A 16,481-nucleotide genomic window follows, 5' to 3' on the forward strand; every position below is an offset into this window, starting at 1 on the left:
ATGGATATTAAAGAAATAATGGAAATAATACCTCATAGATACCCATTTTTGTTGATAGATAAGGTTGAAAGTATTGAAGGAAATAAAATAGTTGCAAAAAAAAATGTTACAATGAATGAAAATTTTTTTCAAGGACATTTTCCTCAAGAACCTGTTATGCCAGGAGTTTTAATAATAGAGGCTTTAGCTCAAGCAGGGGCAGTATCTTTATTAGCTAAAGATGAATTTAAAGGTAAAATAGCATATTTTGGAGGTATAGATAAAGCTAAGTTTAGAAGAAAAGTTGTACCTGGAGATACATTAACTTTAGAAGTAGAGTTAATAAAAATGAGAAGTAAAGTTGGGGTTGCTAAAGGAGTTGCTTACGTGGAAGGCAAAAAAGCAGCAGAGGCTGAACTTACCTTTATAGTTGGATAAAGAGGTGATTTTTTATGATTAGAAAAATTCTAATAGCCAATAGGGGGGAAATAGCGGTTAGGATTATAAGAGCTTGCAAGGAACTTGGAATATCAACCGTTGCTGTTTATTCAGAGCAAGATAAAGATGCTATGCATACACAACTTGCAGATGAAGCTATTTGCATAGGAAGTGGAAAATCTAAAGAATCTTATCTAAATTCCACTAATATATTAAGTGCTGCTGTAGCTACTAAAAGTAACGCTATACACCCAGGTTTTGGATTTTTATCAGAAAATGCGACTTTTGCAGCTATGTGTGAGGCTTGTAACATAAAGTTTATAGGTCCTAGATCAGAAACCATAGATTTATTAGGAAATAAATCTATGGCTAGAGAAGTTATGACTAGGGCAAAAGTACCAGTTATACCTGGAAGTAAAGGAATAATTGAAACATTTGAGAAAGCTAAAAGTGAAGCTAAAAGAATTGGATACCCTATAATGATAAAGGCTTCATCAGGTGGAGGCGGAAAAGGTATAAGGCTTGTAAGAAAAGAAGATGAGCTTGAAAATGCTTTTTATACTGCTAAAAGTGAAGGAGCTACAAATTTTGGGGATGATTCTGTATATATGGAGAAATTTATAGAGAATCCTAGACACATAGAATTTCAAATAATAGCAGATAATTATGGAAATGTTATACATTTAGGTGAAAGAGATTGTTCTATACAAAGACGTAATCAAAAAGTTTTGGAAGAAGCACCAGCTAAGGTTTTAACTGAAGAGCTTAGAGAAAAGATGGGTATTGCTGCTATAAATGGAGCTAAAGCAGCAGGATATGTTAATGCTGGAACAATGGAATTTCTTCTAGATAAGCATGGGAATTTTTATTTTATGGAAATGAACACTAGAATTCAAGTAGAGCATCCGGTAACTGAAATGATAACTTCTGTAGATATTGTAAAGGAACAAATAAATATTGCAAATAATAATAAATTATCATTTTCTCAAGATGATGTAGTGTTAAGAGGTCATGCAATAGAATGTAGAATAAATGCAGAGATGCCAGACAAAAATTTTGCTCCATGCCCTGGAAAAATAACATTTTTAAATATACCAGGAGGAAATGGTGTAAGGGTTGATACTGCAGTTTATTCAGGATATACTATTCCACCTCTTTACGATTCAATGATAGCAAAACTTATAGTCCATGGAAAAAATAGAGATGAAGCTATACATAAGATGATAAGGGCACTAGAAGAATTTGTGATAGAGGGAATAGAAAGCAATATAGATTTCCAATTTGATATATTAAATAATGATGTATTTAAATCAGGAAATTTTGATACTAGCTTTATAAATCAGGAATTTAATATGTGATGGTGATTTTATATGGGAATATTTAAAAAAAGGCAATATGCGACTGTTAATGTTGCCCAAAATGAAACAAATAGTCCAAATGTTCCAGATGGGTGTTGGACAAAATGTAATAAATGTGGGAAAATATTATATTCTAAAATATTAGAAGAAAATAATGGGATATGCTATCATTGTCATGGTTATTTTAGGTTAGGTGCTTATGAAAGAATAGATTCTATATGTGATTTAGATACATTTGAAGAATTTAATCAAGAAATTAAATCAAACAATATAAGAAACTTTCCAAATTATGATAAAAAGTTAAAAGATAGTAAAGAAAAAAGTGGCTTAAATGAAGGTGTTGTAACTGGATATTCAAAAATTGGTGGAATAAAAAACGTAATTTGCGTAATGGATTCAAACTTTATGATGGGAAGTATGGGAGCTGGAGTTGGAGAAAAAATAACTTTAGCTGTTGAAATAGCAACTAAAGAAAACTTACCTATTATAATATTTACAACATCTGGTGGTGCTAGAATGCAAGAAGGAATAATTTCACTTATGCAAATGGCAAAAATCAGTTCAGCTTTAGCTAGACATAATGAAAAGGGATTGTTATATATAACTGTTTTAACTGATCCAACAACAGGTGGAGTTACAGCAAGCTTTGCTATGTTAGGGGATATTATTTTATCAGAACCAAAAGCTCTTATTGGTTTTGCTGGCAGAAGAGTTATTGAAGGAACAATAAAAGAAAGTTTACCTGAAGATTTTCAAAGCGCTGAATTCCTTTTAGAAAAAGGGTTTGTAGATGCTATAGTTGAAAGAAAAGATTTAAGAATGACTCTTATAAGAATATTAAATATTCATTGTTCTAAGGAGGCATTAAGGTATGATAAATAAGAAGTTAACAGCATGGGAAAGATTATCTATAGCTAGAAGCCCTCAAAGACCAACATCACTAGATTATATAAAATTAATTTTTAAAGATTTTTTTGAGCTTCACGGTGACAGGAATTTTAGAGATGATAAGGCTTTAATTGGTGGTATTGCATTTTTAGGAGAAATGCCTGTTACTGTTATTGGCATACAAAAAGGAAAAAATTTAAAAGAAAATTTAGAAACAAATTTTGGTTCATTGCATCCAGAAGGGTATAGAAAAGCTCTTAGGCTTATGAAACAAGCAGAGAAGTTTAAAAGACCTGTAATTTGTTTTATAAATACTGCTGGTGCATATTGTGGCGTTGGAGCTGAAGAAAGAGGTCAAGGAGAAGCTATTGCTAAAAATCTTATAGAAATGTCTATGCTTAAAGTTCCTATAATTTCTATAATAATAGGAGAAGGAGGTAGTGGCGGAGCTATAGGTCTTGCAAATTCAGATAGGGTTTGGATGCTTGAAAACTCAGTTTATTCAGTGTTATCACCTGAAGGATTTGCATCAATATTATTTAAAGATCCATCAAAGTCAAAAGAGGTAGCGGAACTTATGGAAATAACTTCTTTTGACCTATTAGAAAAAGGTGTTATAGAGAAGATAATACCAGAGCCAAAGGGTGGAGCTGAAAAAGATGTAGTCTCAGTTGCTAACAATATAAAAAAGGAACTTGTAGAAGAATTAAACATTCTTTTAAATATGAATATTGATGAGCTTTTAAATGCTAGGTATGCTAGATTTAGAAAGTTTGGTAAACTTGAAATAAGTTGAAAAAGAAAGTAGATAATTTTATCTACTTTCTTTTAGTTTAAATTATATTCTTAATGAAATTTCAGCAGAAGATATTTTTTTTATTATACCATTTAAATCTTTAACTAATATGAAACCATTTAAATCAAAATCTAATACTTGCACAACTTCTACAGTATTATTTTTTACTATATTAACTGTTTTATTTAGTATATATGAATTTTCTTTATAAATTTTAAAATATTCCAATGATGAATTATTTATCATTTGATTGTAGAATTTTTCTAAATAATTTAAAAATATTGCTAGAACATAACATCTATCAATTTCTTTATTTGCTTCTATTTTAAGGGATGTTGCTTTGGGTTTTAAATCATCATTAAAATCATCGTAAGATACATTTACGTTTATGCCTACTCCAAGAATTATATAATTTACTACGTTTTCTTTGATATTAGCTTCTGTTAAGATACCACAAACCTTTTTATTGTTTATAAGCATATCATTAGGCCATTTTATTTGTGAATTAATTCCTAGTTTTTTGAAAGTTTCATAAAGAGCACAGGAAGTTATAAGGGTTATTTTAGATATATCAGTTGTGGTTATTTTAGGTTTTAATAAAATTGATATCCAAAGCCCAGAGCCTTTAGGGGAGGACCAAATTCTACCTTTAGTACCTCTACCTTTTGTCTGTTCTTCTGAAATAACAATTGTACCTTCTGGACAATTTTTTTCTGCAAGGAGTTTGCAGTATGTATTTGTAGAATCAAGTGTCGTAAAATATTTAAAATGACGGCCGATAGTTGTTGTTTTTAAGTGAGGTAAGATTTTATTTAAACTTATTTCTTTAAAGTCATTATTTAAGCTTGTTGTTTTCATTATTGATATCCTTTCATATAAGTTATTTTAACATATATTTTTTTTTATTAGTTAAAGTTTACAAAATATTAATTTATATAAAAAATGAGTATATAAATTAAATAATCATTTATTTTATTAATAATTATAATCTAATAGTATTAAAAAATAAAATAATAATATTTAAAAGTAGATAATTTAAGAAAAAGGGAGAAAAAAAGAGTATATATTTAATATACAAGATTAATTTTTTAAAATAAAGAAAGTTTTACAATATTTTTTCATTTATATATCATAAAATTTATTGAAAAAAATTTAAATTTAAATTATATTATAAGAATGAATAATAATTTAACAAAAACCAAAGAAAATAATAAAAATCATTTTAAACTTTATTTACTACTAAGTTTTGTAATTCCTTTTATAATACTATTTTTAGCTTATACTTTAAACGGTATAGGTTTTTTAGGGAATAAAAGTGTTCTTGTTGGAGATTTAAGAGACCAATATGTAAATTTTTATTCTCAGTATCAAACTATATTAAGAAGCGGAGATTTCTCAAAACTTTTATATTCATGGAATTTAGGTTTTGGTGGAAACTTTTTAGGACTATTTACTTATTATTTAGCAAGTCCTGTATCACTTTTAGTATTATTATTTCCAAAAGATCAGCTTGCAGCAGCTATGGAATTTATGATACTTGTAAAAGTTTCATTAGCTTCTTTAACATTTTTTATTTACATAAAATATGTGTATAAAAGAGTAAGTTTAATGTCTGTACTATTTAGTACTATGTATGGTCTTATGAGTTATGCAGTAGTATTTTCTTTAGACCTTATGTGGTTAGATGGAATAATTTTTCTTCCTTTAATTTTGATAGGTGTTAGAAGGTTAGTTTTCCAACATAAAATAGGGGTATTTATATTATTTTTAGCTATGATGTTCGTGGCTAACTATTACATAGCATATCCTGTTGGCATATTTACTTTTTTATATTTTACAGCTATTTATTTTACAGAAAATAGTATAAAAGATATAAGAGGATACATAAAAAAATTTTTAATATTTGTATTAGGAGGAGTTATAGCAGCAGCGTGTGCAGCGGTTATAATTATACCTACATACTTTTCATTAAAAAATGGAGGTGCAACTACTTTAGATAGTCAATTGTTAGTTAGCTCTACATTTGGATCTACTATTGAAAAATTTTTTATGGGCACATTTAATTCAGTTTCTTATGGTTCACCTAATATATACTGTGGGCTATTACCATTACTGCTTATAGTTCCATACTTTTTCAATAAAAAAATTAGAGCTAAAGAAAAAATAATTGACTTAATATTTATAGCAATATTATTAGTAAGTTTTGCTTCGCCTTTTTTAACATGGGCATGGCAAGATTTTAATATACCTATATGGTATATGTTTAGATATTCTTTTGTATTTTCTTTTTTAGTCCTTATAATAGCATATAAGACTATAGAGAACTTAGATGATACCCCTATTATAGGAATAATAGTATCGGTGTTATTTTTAGGTTCTGGAATATATTATATTTTAGCGTATGGTATTGGAGAGAGTGTAAACAGAGCAGTATCTCCAACTCTTATAGAACATATAAATTTACTACCAGTAAATCGTATCCTTCTTTATGCTAATTTGATTTTTATAATTATTTATGCAGTTCTTATTATTATGTTAAGGCTTAAAGTAAAAAAGAAAAAATTCATAATGGGTGTAATATTTGTATTAATTTTTGGAGAAATGCTATTTGCAGCAACAACATATTTAAACAATGTGTATTCTCAGATAGGATACTTATCTAAGGGTGCATTTACTGATGTATTATCTGTTGAACCAGATGTGAAAGCAGTTCAAAGTAGTGATAAAAGTTTTTATAGGATGGAGCAATTAAATACAGTTGAAAGATTCAATGAAGGAATAGCTTTAAACTATAATAGCATATCAACATTTACGTCTTTAAATTATAGAAGTTTAGACAGTTTCCTAACTAACACATTTGGTGTTCAAGATGGTGGAACAGGAATTGCTTTATCTCTTCAATACAAAAGTACAACTGAGGTCTTAGATTCATTATTTGATATAAAATATATTCTATCTAAAGAACCTTTAGGAGGTTTTTATACTAATAATATTGAGGGAGTAAATAGATATATAAATAAAAATAAATATGCTCTACCAATAGGATATGTTGTAAATAATTATGCATTATCAAAAAATATAAAATATACAAATTCAGATTATTTTGCAAACACTAACATATTGTTAAATTCATTCTTAGGATATGCTAAAGATGGAAATGGGTATAAAGAATATTTAAAACCTATAGATTATACAACAACCCTTCAAAATATATCTGTATTAAAACAAACATCAGATTATGCTAAGCTAGCGCTTACAGATCCTGATTATTCAGGAATTGTTAGACTACATTTTACAAGTAATTCAAATCAACAAGTTTATTTAGATTTGAATAATGGAGACAGTAATCAATGTACAGTTTATGTAAATGGTAAGGAAATAGGAATTTATAGTGCATGGGATGAACCAGCTGTTATGGATTTAGGATATTTTACAGAAGGTGAAAGTGCAACTGTATCAATTAAATTTACAAATGAAAATGCAGAGCTTGGTGTTGTACAATTATACGGATTAAATCAAAATGAATTTAGTAGAGCTTATGAAACTTTAAATTCACAAAGCATGCAAAATATAAAGGTAACTAACACAAAAATATCTGGAACAGCATATGGAACTGAAGATAATAATGTTCTTTTCTTATCTGTACCTTATGATAAGGGATGGCATGCTTATATAAATGGTAAAAAAGTTTCAATAGAAAACTTTAATGGTTTTATGGCTATTAAGTTAAATCAAGGACAACAAACTGTAATGCTTAAGTTTAGCCCGCAAGGTTTTGATATAGGTGTTATTATATCAATTGTAAGTATTATACTTTTAGTTTATATATTTATTAGGGAAAGACGATATTAATAATTTAAGATATTAAAATAAAAAGTCATACTTTATGTATGGCTTTTTGTTTTAATATATGTTTTGTATTAAAGATATTATAATGTTATAATCATTAAATGAATTAGATATTAATTTTTATATAATAAATTAGCAAGAGATGAGAGTGATATTAAAAATGAGTGAGAATAAATTTTTACCTATTTGTAAAAAAGATATGGAGGAGAGAGGATGGGAAGTCTGTGATTTTATAATAGTTACAGGGGACGCTTATATTGACCACCATAGTTTTGGTACTGCTGTAATATCAAGAGTTTTAGAAAATGCGGGATATAAAGTTGGAATAATTTCTCAACCAAATTGGAATAACATAGATGATTTTAAAAAGTTAGGAAGACCAAGGTTGGCTTTTTTAGTTAATGCTGGTAATATGGACTCTATGGTAAATCACTATACTGTTAGCAAAAGAATTAGAGAAAAGGACTATTATTCTCCTGGTGGAAAGATGGGGTTAAGACCAGATAGAGCAACTATAGTTTATTGTAATAAAGTTCGTGAAGCCTTTAAAGATGTGGATATATTAATTGGAGGAGTAGAAGCTAGTCTTAGAAGGTTTGCTCATTATGATTATTGGAGTGATAAGGTTAGGCAGTCTATTTTAATAGATAGTGGGGCAGATCTTTTGGTTTATGGCATGAGTGAGAAACAAATAGTAGAGGTTGCAAATTATTTAAATGATGGTTTCCCAGCTAAGTATATAAGAAGTGTAGCGGGAACGTGTTACACAGTTGATAGTTTAGATGAACTTTATGAAGAGTATATAGAAATTCCAACATTCAAAGAGGTGGCAAGTGATATTGAAAAATATTGTGAAGCTTTTAGAATTCAATATGAAGAGCAAGATCCTTTTAGAGGTCATACTTTAGTTCAAAGAAATTTAGATAAGTATGTAGTTATAAATAAGCCTGAGAGACCTTTGGTTAGGGAAGAACTCGATATTGTTTATGGACTTCCATATCAAAAAGATTACCATCCGATATATGAAGAGCAAGGAGGAGTCCCTGCTATTGAGGAAATAAAATTTAGTATAGTAAGTTCTAGAGGATGTTCTGGTAACTGTTCATTTTGTGCTATTACATTTCATCAAGGAAGAATTGTTACAAGTAGAAGTCAAGATTCCATAGTTAAAGAAGCTGAGGATATAACAGAGTTTAAAGATTTTAAAGGCTATATTCATGATGTAGGAGGTCCTACTGCAAACTTTAGAAAGGCTTCTTGTGAGAAACAACTTATTTATGGTGCGTGTAAGAAAAAACAATGTATGTCCCCGAGTATATGCAAAAATATGGAGGTAGATCATAGCGAATACTTAGAGCTTTTAAGAAAAGTTAGAAGTGTCAAAGGGATAAAAAAGGTATTCGTTCGTTCAGGACTTAGATATGATTATATAATGGCAGATAAGAAGAGAGATAAATTTATAAAAGAACTTTCAGAATATCATGTAAGTGGTCAGTTAAAGGTTGCGCCTGAACATATATCAGAAAATGTTCTAAAATATATGGGAAAACCAGCTGGAAAAGTTTATGATGAATTTAGAGAAAAATTTTTTAGAATAAATAAAGAACTTGGAAAGAAGCAATATATAATTCCCTATCTTATGTCAAGCCATCCAGGAAGCACTTTAAAAGATGCCATAATTTTAGCAGAATATTTAAGAGATATAAAATATCAACCAGAACAAGTGCAAGATTTTTATCCAACGCCAGGAACACTATCTACAACAATGTTTTATACAGGACTTGATCCATTTACAATGAAGAAAGTGTATGTACCAAAAACGAAAGAAGAGAAGGCTATGCAAAGGGCTCTTTTACAATTTAGTAAACCTAAAAACTATAATATAGTTTATGATGCTTTAATTAAGGCTGGAAGAGAAGATTTAATAGGAAATGGACCTAAATGTCTTATAAAATCTAAAGAACAAAGATATAAAGAAACGCATGGGTTAACTAGAAGAAAAAGTGATAAATTTGTAAAATCAAATAATAAAAAGAGTAGAAAAAGTGAAATGCATTTTAATCCAGGAAAAGATAAAATGAAGGATAAAAGAGGTAATAGCTTGAGAGGCAAAGGAATTAAAGTTTCTAGTAAGAGAAGATAATTTCTACAATATATTAAAATTAAATAAACTCCTAAATAAAGTTTATATTATTTAGGAGTTTATTTTTATGTAGTTTTTTTCCATTCAGAAACAAAATCATTTAAAATCTTTTTAAGAGCTATACCAATTTCAATATAAGCCTCATCTTTAAGATTAGCCAAAGAAATTCTGATAGACCATTCAGGGGCTGAAAAACCACCACCACTTAATAATACGATAGAGGATTCTTTTGCAAGTCTGAATAAAACATCTACGGTTTTAAAATTAGATTTTAAGTAATTTGAGAACTCATTTCCATAATTTAAATTTGCCCATTCTAATAAATCAAATTCACAGTAATAGCAAGCATCAAGCTTATTCATTTTTAAAGGAAGTCCAAGACTTTGAAATAAAAGTTTTTTACGAACATGGCAAATTTCCATAGTAAGTTTTTTATAATTATTATTCTTATCTAAAATAGAAAATATAGAAAAGAATGCCATTTGAACCTGCTGTGGAGTAGAAAGCCCTGCAGTATGATTTAGAGCAACTTGTCTGCTATCTGCTACTAATCTGTCAATAAATTTAATATCTTCAGGTGTTGTTGATAAACCTTCATATCTTCTGTGTAATTCTTTCTTTTCATAAAAAGGAAGTTTTTTTAGTAAGTTATCAAATACATTGTTTTCGTGAATTGCCATAGTTCCAAGACGCCATCCTGTAACGCCAAAATACTTAGAATATGAATAAACACCTATGGTATTGTAAGGAAGCTTAGACATAAGTGATTGAAAACCATCAACAAATGTTCCATATACATCATCAGATATTATCATTATATCTTTATTATAATTTTTAATTATATTAACAAGTTCTTCAGTGCATTTAGGGCTTAAAGCGATAGATGCAGGATTGCTTGGATTGACTATAAAAAGAGCTTTAACAGAAGGATCTTTTAACTTTTCAAGTTCAGATTTTGGATATTGCCAAGTATGTGCACCTTCTGGGGTTAATTCATTGGCAATTATAGGAACTATTTCTAAATCATAATTAGGAAGTATTGGTATCTCTAAGTATGGTGTAAAAATAGGTGTCATTAATGCTATTTTGTCACCTTTATGCAAAAGTTTATTTGCACTTAAAGAATTAAATAAATAACACATAGCGGAGGTAGCACCTTCTACGGCAAAAATATTGAATTTTCCATCTGGTTCATTATTAGAGCATAATTCTTGTATAAGGTAATCATGAACTACAACTTCAATTTTAGACAACATTCTTTCAGGAAGTGGATAATCACATCCGATTATTCCGTTTACAAGTTCAAATACCCATTCATCTGGATTGAATTTTTTATCATTAATTCCATAATTAATAATATCTTTTAGAAGCTTAGTTCCTGGATAATTATGATTTTTTTCGATGTATTCAAAAAACCTATTTGCTATTCCATATTTTTGAGGAATTCCAGCTAAATCTTCATGACACCAAGATTGTTTAGCTTCTTGGGTCGCAAAATGACCAAAAGTAAAAAAAGCATCTCTAGGGGTAGAGGCAATCCAGTTTGGATTTCCACGTCCAGCATCTAAAAGCGCTCTTGTGCTTTTTTTTTGAGATGTTTCTGCCAAATCTATTAACTGATTTTTAAATTCAAAGGGACTTATTTTCCCATAAATTTTTTCTAGTTCTTTGCGTTCTAAATTAATATCCATGTAATTTTAGTACTCCTGTTGTATTTTATTAAAATTAATATGCTTTATATATTTGTTAGATTTTAAATTATAACATGAAGCTTAAAATTAATCCATTATCAATCAGATATAAATAAAATATTTAATAAAATAAGAACAATATAAAGATAATATTATTATGAAATTAATTAATATAGATTATTAAAAATAAATTTGTATTATATAATAATATGTAGTATAATAATTGAAGTTGATGTTTTTAATAATTTATTTTTAAATATTCAAGTAAGATATATATTTAATTAAATAAAATTATTTTGCGATTTTAGGAGGAATTATTAATGAAAAATGATTTACTAGAAAAAGGAGCAATAGTTCAAAGAGATAGAGAAAATTATGCTATTGCACCTCATTTAGTTGGTGGATTAGTTACACCAGATCAATTAAGAAAATTAGCAGATGTTGCTGAAAAATATAATGCACAAGCTGTAAAAGTAACTGCTGCACAACGTATTGCATTAGTTGGTATTGCAGAAGAAAATATAGATAACGCATGGGCTGATTTAGGAATGAAAGCAGGTGCAGCTGTTGGTCTTTGTGTAAGAAGTGTAAAAATTTGTCCAGGAACTAGTTTCTGTAAAAGAGGTCTTCAAGATTCAGTAGGAATTGGAGCTCAATTAGATGAATTATTCCATGGAAAATCTTTACCTAATAAACTAAAAATGGGCGTTAGTGGATGTCCAAATTCTTGCGGTGATAGCCATACTAGAGATATAGGAATCATAGGTGGCGGAAAAGGCTGGATGGTAGTCGTTGGAGGAAAAGGTGGAGCTAAGCCAAGACTTGGTGATAGAATTGCCTTATCAGTACCAAATGATAAAATCATATCATTTGTTGAAAAAATAGTAGATGTATATGAAAATAATGCAGAAAAGAAAGAAAGATTAGGGGATTACATAGATAGAGTAGGTCTTGAAGAATTTAAAACTCTAGTTAATGTTGAAGCATATCTTTAAAAGTAATAAAAAAGCAAAGTTAAAACTTTGCTTTTTTATTAAATAAAATGTATATTTTATTTGAACATTATAATCAAATTTGATATAATTATTTAAGACAATAAAATATAAATTGTATTTTTAGGAGGATAAGTCAAATGAGTGCTTTTTTAGGCCCTATACATTATTGGGTATATAATAAAATTTTAGTTGGAGAAAATATTCAAAAAGAGGTTTTAGAGTTTGCTAAAAACAGAGGAATTAATGTAGATTCAATAAAATCTAAAGCTTATGAAAAATATGGAGAACCAGATTATAGTAACTTAGAAGATGTAATTGATGAAGGAAATATTCATGGATGGTTACAAGGAAGAATAGATAGTTTAGAGTATAGATTAGCTTCAATCGTAACTGATATTTTAAAAGAAAATATCAAAATAGAAGAGATAAAAGAAGTATTTAAATCAAACGGAAAAGAAGTTTTTGAAAACATAGAAGATAAAAGTTTATCAGCTGATGGATTATTTAAGGTTATTTTTGATAATTTAGTTGAAGGAATGCCTTGTGATAGAGTAAATCTTGTAGAAGAGGAATCAGATGAGAAAGTGGTTTGGATTACTACAACTTGTGTACATAAAAGATTTTGGGATGCTGTAGGTGGAGATGTAAATAATTATTACATACTAAAAGATGGATGGATAGAAGGATTTGTATCTTCTTCACCTAAAAACTTTGTTTATGAAAGAGAAGATAATAAGAATTATATAAAAAAAGCGTAAAAAATAAAAAAACTACTAATTATAAAAAAGTTAGTAGTTTTTTTATTTTTTAAATTTATGTTAATAATACTTTAATCTTTGGGTATTAAAATAAATATAAGGTATTTATTTTTAGGAGGAATCATGGATGTAATAAATAATTTATTAATACAATATGGTTATATAATATTATTTATAGCTCCAATGCTTGAAACATTAGCTCTTCCAATTCCCGGAGAATTATTAATGATTTATTGTGGAGCATTAATTTATGCAGGAAAATTAAATTTATTTTTGAGTATATTTTTTGGTTTTTCAGGTGTTGCATTAGGGCTTAGTATCTCTTATATTATAGGTCATTTTATAGGATTAAAATTTTTAATGAAGTATGGAATATATTTTGGAATAAATGATAAAAAAGTAGAAAAAGTATCAAAATGGTTTAATAAATATGGTAGTAAAATTCTTTTAATTTCATGCTTTATACCAGGAGTTAGACATGTTACTGGATATTTCTCTGGAATAATTAAAATTAATTATAAAAAATTTATATTAAATTCATATATGGGAGCATTTTTTTGGATTTTAACATTCATATGTCTTGGAGATTTTCTGGGAGGAGATGTTAAAAATATAGAAAGATATCTAAGTAGATACATAATGATTATAATTTTTGTTATAGCATTTAGTATTATTGTGTATTGGATAATAAAAAAATATAAAAAATATATAAAATATTTTATTTATAAAAAAATATCTAAAAATTCTAATTCTAAGATTATTATATTGGCAATAATATCTTGTTTATTATGTTTTGGAATTTTAATTTTAATCATTAATATTTTTTAAAATTTAGGCATTGCTAATTTTGATAAATTAAATATAAAGGGTTTGTATTTATCATGTTATATTGCAAATAGTGAAAGTATATGTTAATATTAAGTGTAAAATTTAATAAGACAGTTCGTAACCATCCTGTCTATAAATAAAACTAGGAGAAATATACATATACTTATATTAATTAAAAATTTTTTATTTAATAATAGGTTTACTTTTTGTGTTGTTTATCTCTAGTTTTTTTATTTATAAGGGCAGAAATGCTCTTTTTTTATTGTTTAAAATTTAAATACTTAATATTCAAAGATAGATTTTTAAAGCTAAGGAGAGGTAAGGAATGAGTTATTTTTTAGAAGGCGAGGAAAGTTTTGATTCTAGTCATTTTTTAATAGGACATAGTGGGAAATGTAAAAATTTACATGGCCATAGGTGGAAAATACAATATGGATTAAAGGCTGATGAGTTAATAGAGTCTGGAAGCTCAAAAGGAATGATTATAGATTTTACAGATATAAAAAATATAATAAAAAATTATTTTGACAAATATGACCATGCTTTGTTATTAACTGTTGATAGTCATGAAGTTTCAAGTGAAGAAAAATCATTTATAGATGCTTGTAATGCTATGAATTTTAAAATAATAAATCTTCCATGTAGAACAACAGCTGAAAATATGTCTAAATTATTTTTTTATGAAATAAGTGCTTTGTTAGATGAAAAAGTAAAAAGTAATAATTTTTCACTTTGTTATATAACAGTATATGAAACACCTAATAATAAAGCAACTTATAAGGAGGATTAGGCTAATGAAGGTTGTTGAAATTTTTCAAAGCATAGACGGTGAAGCATTTAATGCAGGTAAAATAACCAATTTTATAAGACTTTCAGGGTGTAATTTAAGATGTAATTATTGTGATACTATTTATGGACAAAACTTATCAGATGGAGAGGAGATGTCCATAGACGACATCTTAAAGAAATTAGATAAGGGAATAAAAAATATTACTTTAACAGGTGGAGAACCTCTTTTAAATAAAGAGAATGCGTATAGTCTTTTAAATGCTTTAGTAAAAGAAAAGTACAATGTAAGTGTTGAGACAAATGGTTCAATCGATATGAAAGACTTTGTTAAAGATTTTCCAACAGTAGCTTTTATAGTTGACTACAAAAGTCCGTCAAGTGAAATGCAGGAAAAAATGTTAATAAACAATTTCAATATTTTAAGACCTATTGATTGTGTAAAGTTTGTAGTGGGAGATATATTAGATCTTAAAACAATGGAAAAAGTTTATAAAGAAACTGAACTTGTTAAGGGAAAGACTCCTATATTTGTAAGCCCAGTGTTTGGAAAAATAGAATTAGTTGAAATAGTTGAGTTTTTAAAAACAAGAAAATTAAATGATATAAGAATGCAAATACAGATGCATAAAATAATATGGAGTCCAGAAACTAAGGGGGTATAATATATGAATATTTGGGAATCAAGAGAAAAAGAAGAAAGAGCTATATCTTTAGTTAAAGAGTTTATAGAGCTTTTAGGAGAAGACCCAAACAGAGAAGGACTTAAAGATACACCTAAAAGATGTGTAAATATGATTAAGGAAGTTTTAGAGGGTGTAAGGTATACAAATGAAGAAATAGCTAAAATGTTTGATAAGTGTTTTACTGAGGATTATGAAAGTAAGGCAAGTGAAGGCATGGTTATAATGAGGGATATTCCGATATTTAGTTTTTGTGAACATCATTTAGCTCTTATGTATAATATGAATGTTACAGTAGCTTATATTCCAAGAAAAAAGGTTATAGGTCTTAGCAAAATAGCAAGAATTGCTGATATGGTAGGAAGAAGACTTCAACTTCAAGAGAAAATAGGAAATGATATAGCTGAAATCATGTGCATGATAACTGATAGTGAAGATGTTGCTGTTGTTATAGAAGGGGAGCATGCTTGTATGACAACTAGAGGAATAAAGAAAAATGGTTCAAAAACTAGAACAACAACTTTTAAAGGTGCATTTAAAGATGATTCATCTTTAAGACAAGAGCTATTAATGAGCATATAAATATTTTTTTATATATTAATAATTTTTAAGAGGTGATTTTTTTGAATAAAGAAAAAGCAGTAGTAGTTTTTAGTGGTGGTCAAGATAGTACAACTTGTCTTTTTTGGGCTAAAAAAAGATACAAGGAAGTTATAGCTGTTTCTTTTGATTATGGACAAAAACATAGTTTAGAACTTGAATGTGCTAAGGACATATGTAAAAAATATGATGTAGAGCATCATATAATGGATTTAAATCTTTTAAATCAATTAGCTCCAAACTCATTAACTAGAGTTGACATAAAGGTTGATAAAAAAAAGGAAGAGGATAAACTTCCAAATAGCTTTGTTGATGGAAGAAATATGTTATTCTTAACTTTTGTTGCAGTATTTGCAAAGCAAAGAGGGATAAATACTATAATAACAGGAGTTTCTCAAAGTGATTTTAGTGGATATCCAGATTGTAGAGATGTGTTTATAAAATCATTAAATGTAACTTTAAATTTAGCTATGGATTATCAATTTGAAGTTTTAACTCCACTTATGTGGATTGATAAAGCTGAAACTTGGAAATTAGCAGACGATTTAGGTGTATTAGATATAGTTAAAAATGAAACTTTAACTTGTTATAATGGTATAAAGGGCAATGGATGTGGTGAATGTCCAGCATGTACACTTAGAAAAAATGGATATTTAAAATTTAAGGAGCAATTTAAAAAGTAAGAAGTG

General features: G+C 27.9%; 15 protein-coding genes. 13 read left to right on the top strand and 2 right to left on the bottom strand.

Annotation, left to right across the window (positions count from 1 at the left end; all coding sequences use genetic code 11):
* The 4 genes from fabZ to DR020_RS09745 are packed head-to-tail and all read left to right on the top strand — an operon-like array spanning position 1 to position 3,459.
* Positions 1–417, top strand: a complete 417-nt coding sequence (gene fabZ / locus DR020_RS09730; protein ID WP_055257018.1) for a 3-hydroxyacyl-ACP dehydratase FabZ — start codon at positions 1–3, stop codon at positions 415–417.
* A gap of 14 nt (positions 418–431) precedes the next feature.
* Positions 432–1,775: an acetyl-CoA carboxylase biotin carboxylase subunit gene (locus tag DR020_RS09735; protein WP_055257017.1), complete on the top strand. Its 1,344-nt coding sequence runs from the start codon at positions 432–434 to the stop codon at positions 1,773–1,775.
* A 12-nt stretch (positions 1,776–1,787) separates the two neighbouring features.
* A complete protein-coding gene (gene accD, locus DR020_RS09740; protein WP_055257016.1) occupies positions 1,788–2,657 on the top strand; it encodes an acetyl-CoA carboxylase, carboxyltransferase subunit beta in 870 nt (289 codons plus the stop codon).
* A complete protein-coding gene (locus DR020_RS09745) occupies positions 2,647–3,459 on the top strand; it encodes an acetyl-CoA carboxylase carboxyltransferase subunit alpha (protein ID WP_055257015.1) in 813 nt (270 codons plus the stop codon). The genes accD and DR020_RS09745 overlap by 11 nt, the downstream gene beginning before the upstream one ends.
* A 42-nt stretch (positions 3,460–3,501) precedes the next feature.
* On the opposite strand, the gene DR020_RS09750 is transcribed toward DR020_RS09745, so the two are convergent.
* Positions 3,502–4,317: a biotin--[acetyl-CoA-carboxylase] ligase gene (locus DR020_RS09750; RefSeq protein WP_112365834.1), complete on the bottom strand. Its 816-nt coding sequence runs from the start codon at positions 4,315–4,317 to the stop codon at positions 3,502–3,504.
* Between the two features lie 318 nt (positions 4,318–4,635).
* Between DR020_RS09750 and DR020_RS09755 the strand changes: the two genes are divergently transcribed.
* Both DR020_RS09755 and DR020_RS09760 read left to right on the top strand, forming a co-directional pair.
* Positions 4,636–7,311, top strand: a complete 2,676-nt coding sequence (locus DR020_RS09755) for a YfhO family protein (protein WP_059027296.1) — start codon at positions 4,636–4,638, stop codon at positions 7,309–7,311.
* A gap of 157 nt (positions 7,312–7,468) precedes the next feature.
* Entirely contained in the window at positions 7,469–9,451 is a 1,983-nt protein-coding gene (locus DR020_RS09760) for a YgiQ family radical SAM protein (RefSeq protein ID WP_112365887.1), read from the top strand.
* Between the two features lie 65 nt (positions 9,452–9,516).
* On the opposite strand, the gene aspD is transcribed toward DR020_RS09760, so the two are convergent.
* Complete coding sequence (gene aspD, locus DR020_RS09765; RefSeq protein WP_058993737.1) at positions 9,517–11,142, bottom strand: aspartate 4-decarboxylase; 1,626 nt, start codon at positions 11,140–11,142, stop codon at positions 9,517–9,519.
* Positions 11,143–11,462: 320 nt separating this feature from the next.
* Between aspD and DR020_RS09770 the strand changes: the two genes are divergently transcribed.
* The 7 genes from DR020_RS09770 (at position 11,463) to queC (ending at position 16,475) form a co-directional block, all read left to right on the top strand.
* Positions 11,463–12,137: a nitrite/sulfite reductase domain-containing protein gene (locus DR020_RS09770; RefSeq protein ID WP_055257011.1), complete on the top strand. Its 675-nt coding sequence runs from the start codon at positions 11,463–11,465 to the stop codon at positions 12,135–12,137.
* 137 nt (positions 12,138–12,274) lie between these two features.
* On the top strand, positions 12,275–12,895 hold the full coding sequence (locus tag DR020_RS09775; RefSeq protein WP_055257010.1) for a hypothetical protein: 621 nt from the start codon (positions 12,275–12,277) through the stop codon (positions 12,893–12,895).
* Between the two features lie 123 nt (positions 12,896–13,018).
* The gene (locus DR020_RS09780) at positions 13,019–13,723 is read left to right on the top strand and encodes a DedA family protein (protein ID WP_055257009.1); all 705 of its coding nucleotides are present in this window, start codon (positions 13,019–13,021) and stop codon (positions 13,721–13,723) included.
* A gap of 325 nt (positions 13,724–14,048) precedes the next feature.
* Positions 14,049–14,513 (top strand): 6-pyruvoyl trahydropterin synthase family protein, encoded by a 465-nt coding sequence (locus DR020_RS09785; RefSeq protein WP_055257008.1) that lies wholly within the window; start codon positions 14,049–14,051, stop codon positions 14,511–14,513.
* A 4-nt stretch (positions 14,514–14,517) separates the two neighbouring features.
* The gene (queE, locus tag DR020_RS09790; RefSeq protein ID WP_055257007.1) at positions 14,518–15,174 is read left to right on the top strand and encodes a putative 7-carboxy-7-deazaguanine synthase QueE; all 657 of its coding nucleotides are present in this window, start codon (positions 14,518–14,520) and stop codon (positions 15,172–15,174) included.
* A 3-nt stretch (positions 15,175–15,177) separates the two neighbouring features.
* On the top strand, positions 15,178–15,774 hold the full coding sequence (folE, locus tag DR020_RS09795) for a GTP cyclohydrolase I FolE (protein WP_112365835.1): 597 nt from the start codon (positions 15,178–15,180) through the stop codon (positions 15,772–15,774).
* Between the two features lie 41 nt (positions 15,775–15,815).
* Positions 15,816–16,475 carry a 7-cyano-7-deazaguanine synthase QueC gene (gene queC, locus DR020_RS09800; RefSeq protein WP_055257005.1) on the top strand — a complete coding sequence of 220 codons (660 nt, stop codon included), beginning with the start codon at positions 15,816–15,818 and terminating at the stop codon, positions 16,473–16,475.
* The last annotated feature ends 6 nt before the right edge of the window (positions 16,476–16,481 follow it).

This window comes from Sarcina ventriculi, from assembly GCF_900456775.1.
Classification (GTDB): domain Bacteria; phylum Bacillota; class Clostridia; order Clostridiales; family Clostridiaceae; genus Sarcina; species Sarcina ventriculi.

What these genes read in the sequence shown, in the direction of transcription:
- DR020_RS09735 (WP_055257017.1), top strand. Translation starts at nt 432, where the DNA reads ATGATTAGAAAAATTCTAATAGCCAATAGGGGGGAAATAGCGGTTAGG.
- DR020_RS09770 (WP_055257011.1), top strand. Translation starts at nt 11,463, where the DNA reads ATGAAAAATGATTTACTAGAAAAAGGAGCAATAGTTCAAAGAGATAGA.
- DR020_RS09780 (WP_055257009.1), top strand. Translation starts at nt 13,019, where the DNA reads ATGGATGTAATAAATAATTTATTAATACAATATGGTTATATAATATTA.
- aspD (WP_058993737.1), bottom strand. Translation starts at nt 11,142, where the DNA reads ATGGATATTAATTTAGAACGCAAAGAACTAGAAAAAATTTATGGGAAA.
- DR020_RS09760 (WP_112365887.1), top strand. Translation starts at nt 7,469, where the DNA reads ATGAGTGAGAATAAATTTTTACCTATTTGTAAAAAAGATATGGAGGAG.
- DR020_RS09775 (WP_055257010.1), top strand. Translation starts at nt 12,275, where the DNA reads ATGAGTGCTTTTTTAGGCCCTATACATTATTGGGTATATAATAAAATT.
- DR020_RS09755 (WP_059027296.1), top strand. Translation starts at nt 4,636, where the DNA reads ATGAATAATAATTTAACAAAAACCAAAGAAAATAATAAAAATCATTTT.
- accD (WP_055257016.1), top strand. Translation starts at nt 1,788, where the DNA reads ATGGGAATATTTAAAAAAAGGCAATATGCGACTGTTAATGTTGCCCAA.
- DR020_RS09750 (WP_112365834.1), bottom strand. Translation starts at nt 4,317, where the DNA reads ATGAAAACAACAAGCTTAAATAATGACTTTAAAGAAATAAGTTTAAAT.
- fabZ (WP_055257018.1), top strand. Translation starts at nt 1, where the DNA reads ATGGATATTAAAGAAATAATGGAAATAATACCTCATAGATACCCATTT.
- folE (WP_112365835.1), top strand. Translation starts at nt 15,178, where the DNA reads ATGAATATTTGGGAATCAAGAGAAAAAGAAGAAAGAGCTATATCTTTA.
- DR020_RS09785 (WP_055257008.1), top strand. Translation starts at nt 14,049, where the DNA reads ATGAGTTATTTTTTAGAAGGCGAGGAAAGTTTTGATTCTAGTCATTTT.
- queE (WP_055257007.1), top strand. Translation starts at nt 14,518, where the DNA reads ATGAAGGTTGTTGAAATTTTTCAAAGCATAGACGGTGAAGCATTTAAT.
- DR020_RS09745 (WP_055257015.1), top strand. Translation starts at nt 2,647, where the DNA reads ATGATAAATAAGAAGTTAACAGCATGGGAAAGATTATCTATAGCTAGA.